Source organism: Roseivivax isoporae LMG 25204, assembly GCF_000521865.1.
Lineage (GTDB): Bacteria > Pseudomonadota > Alphaproteobacteria > Rhodobacterales > Rhodobacteraceae > Roseivivax > Roseivivax isoporae.
Genome location: NZ_JAME01000006.1, coordinates 89,262 through 104,643, shown reverse-complemented (window position 1 = coordinate 104,643; position 15,382 = coordinate 89,262). Strand labels below are relative to the sequence as shown.

Here is a 15,382-nt window from a genome sequence, read left to right as displayed (position 1 = left end):
GGCATCGTCCCGGCCTTTGCCTTTTCGGCGGCGCGGGATTTGGATATTTGGGCCAAGAAGAAGCAGGGGGACGGCACGATGACCGACACGCGGCACCCGGAGGCACCCGAGGATGCGGAGGCGCGCCGCGCGGTCCGGCCCGTGATCTGCTATCCCGACGACACGCTGCCCGACCCGCCGCTCGCGCTCTACCGCGCGGCGCTGGCCGCCGCCGTGCCCGCGGGCGGCGTGACCGTGCCGCCGCGCGAGGCCGCCTGTTTCCGCGTGCCGGCGGGCGCGTTCTTCCGCATCCGGTCTGTTGGGGGGCCGCAGGTCGGGGATCTGAACCTCTGGTCCGCCGAGGACCTGTCCGAGCGGTTCTATTCCGGCAAGACCCGGGCGCTGCACGGCACGCATGTGAGCACGGGCGACCGGCTCTGGTCCGCGTTCCCGCACCTGCGCCCCATGGCCACCATCGTGGAGGACAGCCTCGGCTGGTACGGCATCGACGCCGACGGCGGGTCGGTCCACGATGTCATCGGCACGCGCTGCGATCCCTACACCGCCCGGCTCTTGTCGGGGCACGATTACCACCAGTGCTGCCATTCGAACCTGACGCGGGCGCTGGCGGCCGAGCTGGGCGTCGCGCCCGAGGCGGCCGAGCCGCACGTGCACGACGTGCTCAACGTCTTCATGTGCACGGGGTTCACCCGCGAGACCGGCCAGTACTTCATGAAGGCGAGCCCGGTGCGCCCGGGTGACGCGCTGACCTTCTTCGCAGAGATCGACCTGCTTGGCGCGCTCAGCGCCTGTCCGGGCGGCGATTGCGGGTCGGAGCATTCGAGCGACACCGCGCGCTGCTTCCCGCTCGAGGTCGAGCTCCTCGCCCCCGGTGCCGGCACGCTGGCGGGCTGGGTGCCGCCGGCGCGGAGCGCCTACGACCGCAGCCACGGCCTCTGACGCGGCGGCGGGGGCGGGCCCGCCGGGCCCGCCGCCGTCATTCCGTGCCGAGCGCCGCCTCGAGCGCGATCTCGACCATCTCGCCGAAGCCCCGCTCGCGATCCTCCGACGGCAGCGCCGCATGGGTGATCAGGTGGTCGCTGACCGTCAGGACCGCGAGCGCCCGCGCGCCGTGGCGCGCCGCGACGGTGTAGAGCTCCGCCGCCTCCATCTCGACCGCCAGCACGCCGTGGCGGGACAGCTGTTCGCCGAGATCCGGCCGCTCGTCGTAGAAGACGTCCGAGGAATGGATGCCGCCCACGTGCACGCGCGCGCCCCGCGCCTCGGCCGCTGCGACCGCGGCCCGGAGCAGGCCCCAATCCGCGCAGGGTGCGAAGTTCATCTCGCGGAATATGCCGCGCGAGGGCGTGGACACCGCGCTCGCGGTCATCGCCACGATCACGTCGCGCAATTCGATGTGGTCCTGCATGGCGCCGCAGGATCCGATCCGGACCAGGGTCCGGGCGCCGTAATCGCGGATCAGCTCGTTGGCATAGATCGACAGCGACGGCATTCCCATGCCGGAGCCGTGGATCGTCACGGGTTTCCCGCGCCACGTGCCGGTATAACCCAGCATGCCGCGCACTTCGTTCACGAGCCGGCAATCCTGGAGATAGCGCTCCGCCGCCCATTTCGCCCGGTAGGGATCTCCGGGCATCAGGACGGTTTCCGCGATATCCCCGGGAGCCGCGCCGATATGAATCGTCATCTGCTCAGATCTTGAGGTCGTCGAGCGATTTTCCGGCGTCGAGTGCCTCGATGACCCAATTCGGCTTGCGGCCGCGACCGGTCCAGGTCTGCGCCGGATCGGCCGGATTGCGGTAGCGCGGGATGCCTTTCCCGGCCTTTCCGTCCGCCCCGATCAGGTCGTCCAGCGAGAAACCGTATTCCTTTGCCGCCGTTTCGGCGGCGCGTTTCGCTTCGGCCTTCCGGCGCGCATCGATCGTTTTCAAGGCACGATCCACGTCTGCTTTCAGTTTCTTGAGCTCGTCTTTGGACAGCTCTTCGATGTTGATATCCATCATGACTCCGATGTTTTTCTTTTTCTGATCCTCGCATTCCCTGAAACGCAAGCATCTTATTGTGTCAACCCTGCCTCGGGCTGCAATAATGTATAAGGCCGTTCACCTTTCGGATGAACGGCCTTCGAAAAATGATCCTGAAAAAGGAGTCCGGTCGGCGCTATTCCGCCGCAACCGCTTTGGCATCGGCCAGAGTCACAATATCGTGCATGATGCGGTTCAACTCGAAATCCTTGGGTGTATAGACCTTCGCCACCCCCATGGAGAGCAGCGCGCGGGCATCATCCTCGGGAATGATCCCGCCGACGATCACCGGCACATGGCCCAATCCCTCGGCGCGGAGCCGCTTCAGCGTGTCCTCGACGAGCGGCAGGTGGCTGCCCGACAGGATCGACAGGCCGATCACGTGCGCGGCGCCGTCGCGGGCCGCCGCGACGATCTGCTCGGGGGTGAGCCGGATGCCCTCGTAGTCGATCTCCATGCCGCAGTCGCGGGCGCGGAAGGCGATCTGCTCGGCGCCGTTGGAATGGCCGTCGAGGCCCGGCTTGCCCACGAGGAAGCGCAGCCGCCGGCCCAGCCGGTCCGACACCGCGTCGACCGCGCTGCGCAGGTCGTCGAGCCCCTCGGTCTTGTTCGACCGCGCCGCGGAGACGCCGGTGGGCCCGCGATACTCGCCATGGGCCGCGCGCATCTCGCCGGCCCATTCGCCGGTGGTCACCCCGGCCTTCGCCGCCGCGATCGAGGCGGGCATCACGTTGCGGCCCTCGCGTGCCGCCGCGCGCAGGTCCGCGAGCGCCGCCGCCACCGCCGCCGCGTCGCGGCCGGCGCGCCAGGCCTCGAGCCGCGCGATCTGCTCCGCCTCGACTGCCGGGTCCACGGTCATGATGCCGCCGTCCTCGCCGAGAAGGGGCGAGCGCTCGCTCTCGACCCAGCGGTTCACGCCGACGACCACCGTCTCGCCGCGCTCGACCCGGTTCACCCGGTCGGCGTTGGATTCCACGAGCCGGCTCTTCATGTAGGCGATGCAGCCGATGGCTCCGCCCATGGCGTCGAGATTGGCCAGTTCCGCCCGCGCGCCCGCCACCAGTTCGGCCACCTTGCGTTCCACCGCCGGGTTGCCGTCGAAGAGGTCGTCATATTCCAGGAGGTCGGTCTCGTAGGCCATGATCTGCTGCATGCGCATGGACCATTGCTGGTCCCAGGGGCGCGGCAGGCCCAGCGCCTCGTTCCAGGCGGGCAGCTGCACCGCGCGGGCGCGGGCGTTCTTCGACAGCGTCACCGCCAGCATCTCGATCAGGATGCGGTAGACGTTGTTCTCGGGCTGCTGTTCGGTCAGGCCCAGGCTGTTGACCTGCACGCCGTAGCGGAAGCGGCGGAACTTCTCGTCGGCGACGCCGTAGCGGTCGCGCAGGATCTCGTCCCAGAGCGCGACGAAGGCACGCATCTTGCACATCTCGGTGACGAAGCGGATGCCCGCGTTCACGAAGAACGAGATGCGGCCTGCGAGGACCGGGAAATCCTGTTCCGGCACGCGTGGCCGCAGCTCGTCCAGGACCGCCGTCGCCGTGGCCAGCGCGAAGGCCAGCTCCTGCTCGGGCGTCGCGCCCGCCTCCTGCAGGTGGTAGGAACAGACGTTCATCGGGTTCCACTTGGGCACGTGCTTGTAGCAGTACTCGGCGACGTCCCCGATCATGCGCAGCGACGGCTTCGGCGGGCAGATATAGGTGCCGCGGCTCAGGTATTCCTTGATGAGATCGTTCTGCACCGTGCCCTGCAGGCGCGAGACGTCCGCGCCCTGCTCCTCGGCCACCGCGATGTAGAGCGCGAGCAGCCAGGGCGCGGTGGCGTTGATCGTCATCGACGTGTTCATCTGGTCGAGCGGAATCCGGTCGAAGAGCGTGCGCATGTCGCCCAGGTGGCAGACCGGCACGCCGACCTTGCCGACCTCGCCGCGCGCCAGCAGGTGGTCGCTGTCATAGCCCGTCTGCGTCGGCAGGTCGAAGGCCACCGAGAGCCCCGTCTGCCCCTTGGCGAGGTTCGAGCGGTAGAGCGCGTTCGACGCCTGCGCCGTGGAATGGCCCGCATAGGTGCGGATGAGCCACGGCTTGTCGCGTTGCGGCAGGTCAGGGCTGACGGTCATGGCGGCACTCGCTCCGGTCTGAATCGTGGTGGCAACTATGTTGCGCCGAAGAAGTCATATGTGAAACTTTGTGGCGGTGTCAATTCGCCGCGCCGCGGCGACGCGGGTGGCGAGCGAACCGCTCCCGCACATGTCTAGCCGTGAAGCCGCGCGCGGCCCAAGACTTTCCGTGGGGCAGGCCCGGCCCGACGGCAGCCATACGCGACCCATACGCGGGCCATACGCCTGCCGGCGCCTCTTGCCGGGGCCCGGACATGCTGCAACGGTTCCCCTCATGACCGGTACCGTGACGCTTCCCGTGTGGCTCTTCGCGCTGATCCTCGCCTTCGCGGGCGTCACCTTCGCATCGCATTTCCTGTTCCCGTCGGTGCGCTGGTTCTTCCGCCGCCGGCTCGAACGCGCGGTCGCGCGCCTCAACGAGCGGCTCGAACGGCCGATCCAGCCGTTCAAGCTCGCGCGCCGCTACGACCTGATCCAGCGGCTCTGCTACGACCCCGAGATCACCCGCGCCATCGTCGACCATGCCCGCGCCACCGGCGTCCGCGAGGACGTGGCTTTCGAGGAGGCGCGGCGCTATGCCCGTGAAATCGTTCCGTCCTTTTCGGCATTTGCCTATTTCGGCTTTGCCATCCGGGCGGCACGGGCGCTGTCGAACGCGCTCTACCGGGTGCGCATGGGCCACCATGCCGCCGAGGCGCTGTCGGAGATCGACCCGCAGGCGACCGTGGTCTTCGTGATGAACCACCGCTCGAACATGGACTACGTGCTGGTGACCTACCTCGCCGCGGATCGCTCGGCGCTGAGCTACGCGGTGGGAGAGTGGGCGCAAGTCTGGCCGCTCTCCCGGCTCATCCGCGCGATGGGCGCCTACTTCATCCGCCGCCGTTCGCGCAACGCGCTCTACCGCCGGGTGCTGCAGCGCTACGTGCAGATGGCCACCGAGGGCGGCGTGACGCAGGCGATCTTTCCCGAGGGCGGGTTGTCGCTCGACGGTGGCCTGGCGCCGCCGAAACTCGGCCTGCTCAAGTACATCGTTGAAGGCGCTGACCTTTCCACGCGCGACGTGGTGTTCGTCCCGGTCGCGCTGAACTACGACCGGGTGCTCGAGGACCGCGTCCTCGTGGCCGCGCACGGGGCCGGCACCCGGCGCTTCGAGGCCCGCCTGTCGGTCGCCGCGCGGTTCGCGCTGTGGCAGTTGTGGCTGCGCCTGACGGGCCGCTTCAACCGCTTCGGCTATGCCGCGGTCAGCTTCGGCACGCCGGTCTCGCTGCGGGCCCTCGGGCCGCTCGCCGATCCCGCGGTGCTGGCGCAGCGGCTCCTGTCCGACATCGCCGCGGTCGTACCCGTGCTGCCGGTGCCGCTCGTCGCACGGATCCTGTTGCGGCAGGGGCCCGTCGACCGCGCGGGGCTGCAAGCGGCCGTTGGCGCCGCGCTCGACACGCTCGGGCAGGCGCACGTGCACCTGCCGCGCGACAGCCGCGACTATGCCGCCGAGGTGGGCCTGCGCACGCTCCTGCGCCGCGGGATCGCCGAGGAGACGCCGGAGGGCTTCCGCATCACGGCGGCGGAGGTGCCGCTCGCGGCGTATTATGCAAGGTCCATCGGTCACCTTTTCGGCTCCGACGGCGATGCTGGACAGGACTCACCCCACCCGATCGGCCAGGTTTCTGCAACTGCTCGGTCATAAAATTACAATCGCAGACCTCAATGTATTGAAAAGTTGCGTGACGGGCGATATTTCCCTGTGGAACGGGCCGCGATTCTGCGTTGCGGCAGAGGCCCGATGCGCATGTCAGCACAAGGAGGCCCCGATGGCTCTGGATACGCAAACCGGCATCGCCAAGTACGACGCCCCTGAAAAGGAGCTGTACGAGATCGGCGAGATGCCCCCGATGGGCTACGTGCCGAAGAAGATGTATTGCTGGGCGATCCGGCGCGAACGCCACGGCGATCCCGACAAGTCGTTCCAGCAGGAAGTCGTCGACGTGCCCGAGCTCGACAGCCACGAGGTGCTGGTCCTCGTGATGGCGGCGGGCGTCAACTACAACGGCGTCTGGGCCGGCAAGGGCGTGCCGATCAGCCCCTTCGACGTGCACGGGGCGGAGTTCCACATCGCGGGCTCGGACGCGTCCGGCATCGTCTGGGCCGTCGGCGACAAGGTGAAGCGATGGAAGGTCGGCGACGAGGTCGTCATCCACTGCAACCAGGACGACGGCGACGACGAGGAATGCAATGGCGGCGATCCGATGCTGTCGCCCACCCAGCGGATCTGGGGCTACGAGACGCCGGACGGCTCCTTCGCGCAGTTCACCAACGTGCAGGCGCAGCAGCTCATGCCGCGGCCCAAGCACCTGACCTGGGAGGAGGCCGCCTGCTACACGCTGACGCTCGCGACCGCCTACCGGATGCTCTTCGGCCACCACCCGCACGAGCTGAAGCCCGGCCAGAACGTGCTGGTCTGGGGCGCCTCGGGCGGCCTCGGATCCTACGCGATCCAGCTCGCCAACACCGCGGGCGCCAACGCCATCGGCGTCATCTCTGACGAGGACAAGCGCGACTTCGTCATGTCCCTCGGCGCGAAGGGCGTGATCAACCGCAAGGACTTCAAGTGCTGGGGCCAGCTGCCCATCGTCAACACGCCCGAGTACAAGGAATGGCTGGGCGAGGCGCGCCGCTTCGGCAAGGCGATCTGGGACATCACCGGCAAGGGCGTGAACGTCGACATGGTGTTCGAGCATCCGGGCGAGTCGACCTTCCCGGTCTCGACCCTCGTGGTGAAGAAGGGCGGCATGGTCGTCATCTGCGCCGGCACCACGGGGTTCAACTGCACCTTCGACGTCCGCTACATGTGGATGCATCAGAAGCGTCTGCAGGGCTCGCACTTCGCCCATCTCAAGCAGGCGGCGGCCGCGAACCAGCTGATGATCGAGCGCCGGCTCGACCCCTGCATGTCCGAGGTCTTTCCCTGGACCGAGATTCCTGAGGCGCACATGAAGATGATGCGCAACGAGCACAAGCCGGGCAACATGTCCGTCCTCGTGCAGGCGCCGACCACCGGCCTCCGCACCCTCGAGGACGCGCTCGCCGCGCGCCGCTGACGCCCCCGACGACCCGCCCGCGCCGCCTCGGCGCGGGCCGCATGGCGGGGCGCCAAGTCCCTCTCCAGAAATCAGCAGCTTGCCGCGACGCACCTCCCCGAAAATGGGGAGTGCGATTGCGCGAATACCGGCCGACGGCAAGTTTTGGTAGAGTAACGTTAACTGCCTGTTAACGATTTCCGGTGAGCAAGTATGAAACACGAGTGGATCATCGACGTGATCTCCGATCTCCGGGGCTATGCGTACGCGAATGGCCTGGACGCGTTCGCCCGGGAACTCGACTCGGCCGAACGTGTCGCCCGGGTCGAGATCGCGTCGGTCGCAGGGGACGGCGAGCTTGGGTCGGTTGGGGCAGTTCATCAGGGGGGCGTCCGCGGAAAACGCGCTGGCCCGGTTGGAGTCGGTTGAAACCCTGGCCGACTTGCAGTCCATAACCGAAGCGTTGCGCGACCAGTACGGCGTGGACCACATGGTCTACCACTGGGTGAACAGCGACGGAGAGCAGTTCGGCTGCGGCACCTATCCGCAGGCATGGGTCACGCGCTACCTCGACCAGGGCTACCTGCGCATCGATCCGGTCATCAAGGGCTGCTACCAGCGGTTCCATCCCGTCGACTGGAAACGCCTCGACTGGAGCGGCAAGGCCGTGCGCATGTTCCTGCAGGACGCGCGCGCCCACGGCCTCGGGCACCAGGGCTATTCGGTGCCCATCCGCGGGCCGAACGGGCAGTTCGCGCTCTTCACCGTGAACCATTCCTGCACCGACGCGGAATGGGAGACGTTCTCGCAGATGCACCGGCGCGACCTGATCATGCTTGCGCACGACTTCAACCACGCGGCGCTGCGTCTCGAACCCGGACGCACCCCGCGCGAGGCGACGCCGCTCTCCCCGCGCGAGCTCGAGGCGCTGACGCTGCTCGCGCTCGGCTACAACCGCGCGCAGGCCGCGAACGCGCTGTCGATCTCGGAACACACGCTGCGCGTCTACATCGAATCCGCGCGCCACAAGCTCGGGGCGCAGAACACCACCCACGCGGTGGCGCGCGCCATGCAGCGCGGGATCATCGTGGTCTGAGGCAACGCTCGCTGTCGCGCAATCGCGTTAACCGCGTCCGCGCACGGTCTCCCTGTCGATCCTGACGAGGGAGATCCAGAATGATCCGCTTCATCTATGGCGACGCGCTCGCGGACGCGCCCCGCCTTGCCGACAGCATGTTCCGCGACCGCGCCGCGCAGTTCCGCGACCGCATGGGCTGGGACGTCACCGTGGACGCTCAGGGCCGCGAACGCGACGCCTACGACGACCTGAACCCCCTCTACGTGATCTGGGAGGGGGCGGATGGCCGCCACGGCGGGTCCATGCGCTTCCTGCCGACGCTGGGCCCGACCATGGTCAACGACCATTTCGGCCACCTCACCGGCGGCGTGCGCATCGAAAGCCCGCTGATCTGGGAATGCACGCGCTTCTGCCTCGCCCCCGGCGCGGAACCGCGGGTCGCCGCGGCCCTGATGCTCGCCGGCGGCGAGATCATGCGCGGCTTCGCAATCGAGCACTTCGTGGGCGTCTTCGACGCGCGCATGGTGCGCATCTACGGCCGCATCGGTGCGTCGCCCGAGGTGCTGGGCAGCGTCGGGCAGGGCCGGTCTCTCGTGGCCGTGGGGCTCTGGAGCTTCAGCGCCGCGGCGCAGGCCCGGGTGGCGGCCCAGGCGGGAATCGCGCCCGCGCGGTCGCGCGCGTGGTTCGAGGCGGCCTTCGGCCCCGAGGCCGCGCCGGCCCGCGCGGTCGCCTGACGCCGACGCGACCGCTTGCCGGGGCAGGGGGCTTCGGCTAATCCCGGCGCCCATGCCCCGCTACGCGTTCAAGGTGGAATATGATGGCCGGCCCTTCTCGGGCTGGCAGCGGCAGGCCGACCTGCCGACCGTGCAGGGCGCGGTCGAGGCCGCTCTTGCGCGGCTCGAGCCGGGCCCGCACACCATCGCCGCCGCCGGCCGCACCGATGCGGGCGTCCATGCCCGCGGGCAGGTCTGCCATGCCGATCTCGCCCGCGACTGGTCGCCCTTCACGCTGCTGAACGCGCTGAACCACCACCTGAAGCCCGCGCCGGTGGCGATCGTCGCCGCGGCCCTCGTGCCGCCCGACTGGCACGCGCGCTTCTCGGCGGTCGAACGGCGCTACCTCTACCGCCTGCTGAACCGCCGCGCGCGCCCGACGCTCGAGGACGGGCAGGTCTGGCAGGTGCCGCGCCCGCTCGACCTCGACGCCATGCGCGAAGGTGCGGGACATCTCGTGGGCCGGCACGACTTCACCACCTTCCGCTCCAGCATCTGCCAGGCGAAAAGCCCCGACAAGACGCTCGACGCGCTCGACATCGACCGGGTCGAGGGGCCGGGCGGGCCCGAGCTGTGGTTCCGCCTGCGCGCGCGGTCCTTCCTGCACAACCAGGTGCGCAGCATCGTCGGCACGCTGGAACGCGTGGGCGCGGGCGCCTGGACGCCCGACGACGTGCGCACGGCGCTCGAGGCGCGCTCGCGGCCCGCCTGCGGGCCCGTGGCGCCTCCCTACGGCCTGTCGCTGGTGGCGGTGGGCTATCCCGACGATCCCTTCGCCGAAGACGACACCGGCCGCGCTTGAAGCGGCCCCGCCCGCGCCTAGCTGCGCCTTCCATGGAAAACGCATTGATCATCGGTGCCTCGGGCGGCATCGGCGCAGCCATGGCGCGGGAACTCGAGACGCGCGGCACCCGCGTCACCGGGCTGTCGCGCTCGGCCGACGGCCTCGACGTCACCGACGAGGCGTCGGTCGAACGGCTGCTGGGCGCGCTCGAGGGGGCCTTCGACCTGGTCCTGACGGCCACCGGCGCGCTCGAGATCGACGGCGCCGAGCCGGAGAAGACCATCCGCCGGCTCGACCCGCGCGCGATGATGGACCAGTTCGCGCTGAACGCGGTCGGGCCGGCCCTGGTGCTCAAGCACGCGATCCGCCTCGTGCCGCGCAGGGACAAGGCGGTCATGGCGACGCTTTCGGCGCGCGTGGGCTCGATCGGCGACAACGGCTATGGCGGCTGGTATTCCTACCGCGCCGCAAAGGCGGCGGTGAACCAGGTCGTGCGCACCGCGTCGGTGGAGTTCGCGCGCTCGCACCGCGCGCTTGCCTGCGTCGCCCTCCATCCCGGCACGGTCGCGACGGCCTTCACCCGCAAATATGCGGACCGCCACCCGACGGTCACGCCAGAACACGCGGCCGGGCGGCTCGCGGACCTCCTGTCGGGTCTCGACGCGACCCAGACCGGGCGCTTCTTCGACTATGCCGGCAAGGAGATCCCGTGGTGAGCCGCCTGATCCTCGTTCTCGGTGACCAGCTGTCGGACAGCCTTTCGGCGCTGCGCGAGGGGCACCGCGACAGCGACGTCGTCATCATGGCCGAGGTCGCGGACGAGGCGAGCTATGTCCGCCACCACCCCAAGAAGATCGCGCTGATCTTCGCCGCCATGCGCAAGTTCGCGCGCCATCTGCGCGAGGACGGTTGGGACGTCCGCTACACCGAGCTCGACGACACGCGGAACAGCGGCTCCATCCCCGGCGAGCTCTTGCGCCGCGCCGACGAGACCGGCGCCACGGAGGTCATCGCGACCGAGCCCGGCGAGTGGCGGCTGATCGGCCTTCTCGACGACATGCCGCTCACGTGCCGCCAGCTGCCCGACGACCGCTTCATCGCCAGCCACGAGCGGTTCGAGACGTGGGCCAGCGGCCGAAAGGCGCTGCGCATGGAATATTTCTACCGCGAGATGCGCAGGGAAACCGGCTACCTGATGGAGGGCGGCGAACCGGCGGGCGGCAAGTGGAATTACGACCACGACAACCGCAAACCGGCGCCGGACGGGATCGATTTCGGCGGCCCGATGCAATTCGCACCCGACGACGAGGTCGAGGCGGTGCTCGACCTCGTGGAGCGCCGGTTCGGGAATTCCTTCGGCGAGGTGCGTCCCTTCTGGTTCGCCACCGACCGCGGGCAGGCACGGCGCGCACTGTCGCATTTCGTGAAGAACGCGCTGGCGAATTTCGGGGATTTCCAGGACGCGATGATGGATGACGAACGGTTCCTCTACCATTCCGTCATCTCGGGATACATGAACATCGGACTTCTCGATCCGCGCGAGGTCTGCGACGCGGTCGAGGAGGTGTGGAAGTCCGGCGACGTGCCCCTGAATGCGGCCGAGGGATTCATCCGCCAGGTGATCGGCTGGCGCGAATACATGCGCGGCATCTATTTCCACGAGGGTCCGGATTACCCGCGCCGCAACCGGCTCAATCACCAGCGCAAGCTGCCGGATCTCTACTGGGGTGGCGAGACGCACATGCGGTGCCTGTCGAAGGCGGTCGCGCAGACCCGCGAGGAGGCCTACGCCCATCACATCCAGCGGCTGATGGTCACCGGGAATTTCGCGCTCCTCGCGGGAATCGATCCCGCCGAGGTCGAGGAATGGTACATGTGCGTCTATTTCGACGCCTTCGAATGGGTCACCGCCCCCAATACCGTGGGCATGAGCCAGTTCGCCGACGGCGGGATCATCGCGTCGAAACCCTATGTCTCGTCGGGCAGCTACATCGACCGGATGTCGGATTATTGCGGCGCGTGCCATTACCGCGTGAAGGACAAGACCGGCGAGCGCGCCTGTCCCTTCAACCTGCTCTACTGGCATTTCATGGACCGGCACCGCGACCGGTTCGAGGGCAATCCGCGCATGGCGCAGATGTACGCGACCTGGGACCGCATGAAGGACGACCGCAAGGAAACCGTCCTGAAGGAGGCCGAGGCCTTCCTCGACAGGCTTTCCGCGGGCGAGAAGGTCTGAGCGCGGCTCAGCCGTCCTCCGCCGGCGGCTCGGGTGTCTCCACGTCCGTCTCCTCGGGCGCGGCCTGCGCGGCCTCGTTGCGCAGCGCGCCGTTGACCCACTCGCCCTCGGCCGTCTCGCCGGTGGCGTAGGTCATGGTGCCCTCGCCCTGGCGCTTGCCGTCCACGAACATGCCCTCGTAGACGTCGCCATTCGCGTAGGTGGCGGTGCCGCGGCCGTTGATCTCGCCGTCCTGCCACTCGCCGGCATAGCGGAACCCGTCCGCCATCACGATCTCGCCCGTGCCGTCGCGCTGGCCCTCGGCGAAGGTGCCGGTGTAGACCGTGCCGTCGGGATAGGTCGCGGTGCCCTCGCCCTCGCGCTGGCCGTCGACCCAGGCGCCCTCGTAGCGGTAGCCGTCGGGATAGGTCATGACGCCCTGGCCATGGTTCTTCGCATTGCGGAACCCGCCCTCGTAGACGAGGCCGTTGGCGTATTGCGCGCGGCCCTCGCCCTCGATCACGCCGTTGACCCAGTCCCCGGCATAGGTCGAGCCGTCGGGATAGGTGATGGTCCCCTCGCCATGGGCGAGCCCGCCGGCCATGCCGCCCTCGTAGACCGATCCGTCGGGATAGGTGACGCGGCCCTGGCCCTCGATCCGGCCCTCGACCCAGGTGCCCTCGTAGACATACCCGTCCTGACCGCGGAAGGTGCCCTGGCCGTGGCGCTGGTCGTCGGCGAACTGGCCCTCGTAGGTGTCGCCGTTGGCATAGGTGACCGTGCCCTGGCCGTCGCGGCGGCCCTCGACCAGCTCGCCCTCGTAGACGTCGCCGTTGGGCTGGATCAGCCGGCCCTGGCCGTCGATCTGCCCGTCCTCCCACATGCCCTCGTAGACGAGCCCGTCTGGCATGGTCAGCTTGCCGTCGCCCTCGCGCGCGCCGCCCGACACGCGACCCTCGTAGACCGACCCGTCGGGATACTCGATGCGGCCGTTGCCTTCCTTGACGCCGTTCACCCAGTCGCCGTCGTAGACGTAGCCGGTGGGGGCCGTCATGGTGCCGCGCCCGTGGTGCAGCGCGTTGCGGAACGATCCCTCGTAACGCACGCCGTTGGCGTAGATCGCGACGCCCTGTCCGGTGATGTTGCCGTCGACCCAGGTGCCCTCGTAGGTGCCGCCGTCGGCAAAGGTGATCTTGCCCACGCCCTCGGGCTTGCCCTTGGCGAACTGGCCCTCGTAGAGCGACCCGTTCGGGAACTTCGCGGTGCCCTCGCCGCGGATCTCGCCCTCGACCCAGTCGCCGGTATATTCGTAGCCGTTCGGCAGCCGGTAGGTGCCGGTGCCGTGCTGCAGACCGTCCTGGAATGTGCCCTCGTAGACGCCGCCGTCATCGTACTGCTTGGTGATGACCTCGCCATCGGACTGCGCGCCGGTGACGACCGGCAGCATCAGGATGGCCGCCGAAATGGTCAGAATGCGCCCGTATCCGCTCATCGGCTCCCGCTCGCCCCCGGTCTTGTGCTGCCGTGTGGAAGTGCCCGGAAACTAGAGGACGCAGGCGCCCCGCACAACGCCTTTCGCCGCACCGCGCTTCCCCTCGGGGCGTCATCTGCTATGTCGGCACGCGAATGTGACCGCGAAGGATGGGCGGATGACGGACCGGTTCCGGCTGACACTTGCACAGCTCAACCCCACCGTGGGCGATCTCGACGGCAATGCCGCGCTCGCCCGCGAGGCATGGGAGGCCGGCCGCGCCGCGGGCGCCGACCTCGTCGCGCTGCCCGAGATGTTCGTGACCGGCTACAACGCGCAGGACCTCGTGATGAAGCCGGCCTTCCACACGGCCGCGATCGAGACGGTGCGCGCGCTGGCCGCCGACTGTGCCGACGGTCCCGCGCTCGCCATCGGTGGCCCCTGGGTCGAGGGGACGGAGCTCTACAACGCCTACTTCATCTGCCGCGGCGGCCGCATCCAGTCCACCGTGCTGAAGCACCACCTGCCGAACTCGGCGGTCTTCGACGAGGTGCGCATCTTCGACAGCGGTCCCATCGGCGGGCCCTACAGCGTCGGCAACACCCGCATCGGGTCGCCCATCTGCGAGGACGCCTGGTTCGAGGACGTGGCCGAGACGCAAGCCGAGACCGGCGCCGAGTTCCTGCTGGTGCCGAACGGCTCGCCCTATCACCGCGACAAGTTCGAGCTGCGCCTGAACCACATGGTCGCCCGCGTGGTCGAGACCGGCCTGCCGCTCGTCTACCTCAACATGGCCGGCGGACAGGACGATCAGGTGTTCGACGGCGGCTCCTTCGTGCTCAATCCCGGCGGCGAGATGGCGGTGCAGCTGCCGCTCTTCGACGAGGTGATCGAGCATGTCGACCTCGAACGCGGCCCCGAGGGCTGGCGCGCGGTCCCGGGCCGGTTCGACCGCCACCCCGACCCGATGGAGCAGGATTACCGCGCCATGGTCGTCGGCCTGCGCGACTACCTGCGCAAGGCGGGCTTCGGAAAGGTGCTGCTGGGCCTGTCGGGCGGCGTCGATTCGGCGCTCGTGGCCACCATCGCCGCCGACGCGCTCGGGCCGCAGAACGTGCGCTGCGTCATGCTGCCCTCGGAATTCACCTCGGAACATTCGCTCGAGGACGCGCAGGCGGTCGCCGAGCGGCTGGGCTGCCATTACGATCACGTGCCCATCGGGCCCGGTCGCGACGCCATCACCGCGACGCTCGCGCCGCTCTTCCGGGGCCGGAACGAGGACCTGACAGAGGAGAACCTGCAGTCGCGCCTGCGCGGTCTCCTCCTCATGGCGATGTCGAACAAGTTCGGCGAGATGCTCCTGACCACCGGCAACAAGTCCGAGGTCGCGGTGGGCTATGCCACGATCTACGGCGACATGGCGGGCGGCTACAATCCGATCAAGGACATGTACAAGACGCGGGTCTTCGCCTGCTGCCGCTGGCGCAATGCCAATCACCGCCCGTGGATGCAGGCGCCGGCGGGCGAGGTGATCCCCGACCGAGTGATCTCGAAGCCGCCCTCGGCCGAGCTGCGTGCCGACCAGAAGGACAGCGATTCGCTGCCCGACTATCCCGTCCTCGACGGCATCCTCGAGATCCTGATCGAGCGCGACGGGTCGATCGAGGATTGCGTGGCGGCGGGCTACGCGCGCGAGGACGCGGCCAGGGTGGAACACCTGATCTATGTCAGCGAGTACAAGCGTTTCCAGTCGGCACCGGGCACCCGGCTGACGGCAAAGGCGTTCTGGCTCGACCGGCGCTACCCGATCGTGAACCGCTGGCGCGACGGTAGGCGCTGAG

General features: G+C 68.8%; 13 protein-coding genes. 9 read left to right on the top strand and 4 right to left on the bottom strand.

The window, feature by feature from the left end; genetic code table 11:
- Positions 1–78: 78 nt before the first annotated feature.
- Positions 79–939 carry an urea carboxylase-associated family protein gene (locus RISW2_RS05545; RefSeq protein ID WP_043767687.1) on the top strand — a complete coding sequence of 287 codons (861 nt, stop codon included), beginning with the start codon at positions 79–81 and terminating at the stop codon, positions 937–939.
- Between the two features lie 37 nt (positions 940–976).
- Here the strand turns inward: RISW2_RS05545 and deoD are convergent, their stop codons facing one another.
- The 3 genes from deoD to RISW2_RS05530 all read right to left on the bottom strand — a co-directional run bounded on the left by deoD (position 977) and on the right by RISW2_RS05530 (position 4,140).
- Positions 977–1,687: a purine-nucleoside phosphorylase gene (gene deoD / locus RISW2_RS05540; protein WP_043767684.1), complete on the bottom strand. Its 711-nt coding sequence runs from the start codon at positions 1,685–1,687 to the stop codon at positions 977–979.
- Positions 1,688–1,691: 4 nt separating this feature from the next.
- Positions 1,692–2,000: an H-NS histone family protein gene (locus tag RISW2_RS05535; protein WP_043767947.1), complete on the bottom strand. Its 309-nt coding sequence runs from the start codon at positions 1,998–2,000 to the stop codon at positions 1,692–1,694.
- A 160-nt stretch (positions 2,001–2,160) separates the two neighbouring features.
- Complete coding sequence (locus tag RISW2_RS05530) at positions 2,161–4,140, bottom strand: protein meaA (protein ID WP_043767682.1); 1,980 nt, start codon at positions 4,138–4,140, stop codon at positions 2,161–2,163.
- Positions 4,141–4,414: 274 nt separating this feature from the next.
- Between RISW2_RS05530 and RISW2_RS05525 the strand changes: the two genes are divergently transcribed.
- The 7 genes from RISW2_RS05525 (at position 4,415) to RISW2_RS05490 (ending at position 12,091) form a co-directional block, all read left to right on the top strand.
- On the top strand, positions 4,415–5,827 hold the full coding sequence (locus RISW2_RS05525) for a 1-acyl-sn-glycerol-3-phosphate acyltransferase (RefSeq protein WP_084615265.1): 1,413 nt from the start codon (positions 4,415–4,417) through the stop codon (positions 5,825–5,827).
- Positions 5,828–5,951: 124 nt separating this feature from the next.
- Positions 5,952–7,238 carry a crotonyl-CoA carboxylase/reductase gene (gene ccrA / locus RISW2_RS05520; protein ID WP_043767679.1) on the top strand — a complete coding sequence of 429 codons (1,287 nt, stop codon included), beginning with the start codon at positions 5,952–5,954 and terminating at the stop codon, positions 7,236–7,238.
- A gap of 421 nt (positions 7,239–7,659) precedes the next feature.
- Positions 7,660–8,313, top strand: coding sequence for a helix-turn-helix transcriptional regulator (locus RISW2_RS05510; protein ID WP_425277784.1), 654 nt, complete (start codon positions 7,660–7,662; stop codon positions 8,311–8,313).
- A gap of 80 nt (positions 8,314–8,393) precedes the next feature.
- A complete protein-coding gene (locus RISW2_RS05505; protein WP_043767673.1) occupies positions 8,394–9,029 on the top strand; it encodes an acyl-homoserine-lactone synthase in 636 nt (211 codons plus the stop codon).
- 52 nt (positions 9,030–9,081) lie between these two features.
- Entirely contained in the window at positions 9,082–9,870 is a 789-nt protein-coding gene (gene truA, locus RISW2_RS05500) for a tRNA pseudouridine(38-40) synthase TruA (RefSeq protein WP_043767671.1), read from the top strand.
- 32 nt (positions 9,871–9,902) lie between these two features.
- Complete coding sequence (locus tag RISW2_RS05495; protein WP_043767670.1) at positions 9,903–10,568, top strand: SDR family NAD(P)-dependent oxidoreductase; 666 nt, start codon at positions 9,903–9,905, stop codon at positions 10,566–10,568.
- Positions 10,565–12,091, top strand: a complete 1,527-nt coding sequence (locus tag RISW2_RS05490; protein WP_211238669.1) for a cryptochrome/photolyase family protein — start codon at positions 10,565–10,567, stop codon at positions 12,089–12,091. The genes RISW2_RS05495 and RISW2_RS05490 overlap by 4 nt, the downstream gene beginning before the upstream one ends.
- Positions 12,092–12,098: 7 nt before the next feature.
- On the opposite strand, the gene RISW2_RS05485 is transcribed toward RISW2_RS05490, so the two are convergent.
- Complete coding sequence (locus RISW2_RS05485; protein ID WP_043767664.1) at positions 12,099–13,562, bottom strand: MORN repeat-containing protein; 1,464 nt, start codon at positions 13,560–13,562, stop codon at positions 12,099–12,101.
- 157 nt (positions 13,563–13,719) lie between these two features.
- Between RISW2_RS05485 and RISW2_RS05480 the strand changes: the two genes are divergently transcribed.
- The gene (locus RISW2_RS05480) at positions 13,720–15,381 is read left to right on the top strand and encodes an NAD+ synthase (RefSeq protein WP_043767662.1); all 1,662 of its coding nucleotides are present in this window, start codon (positions 13,720–13,722) and stop codon (positions 15,379–15,381) included.
- Position 15,382 lies beyond the last annotated feature (1 nt).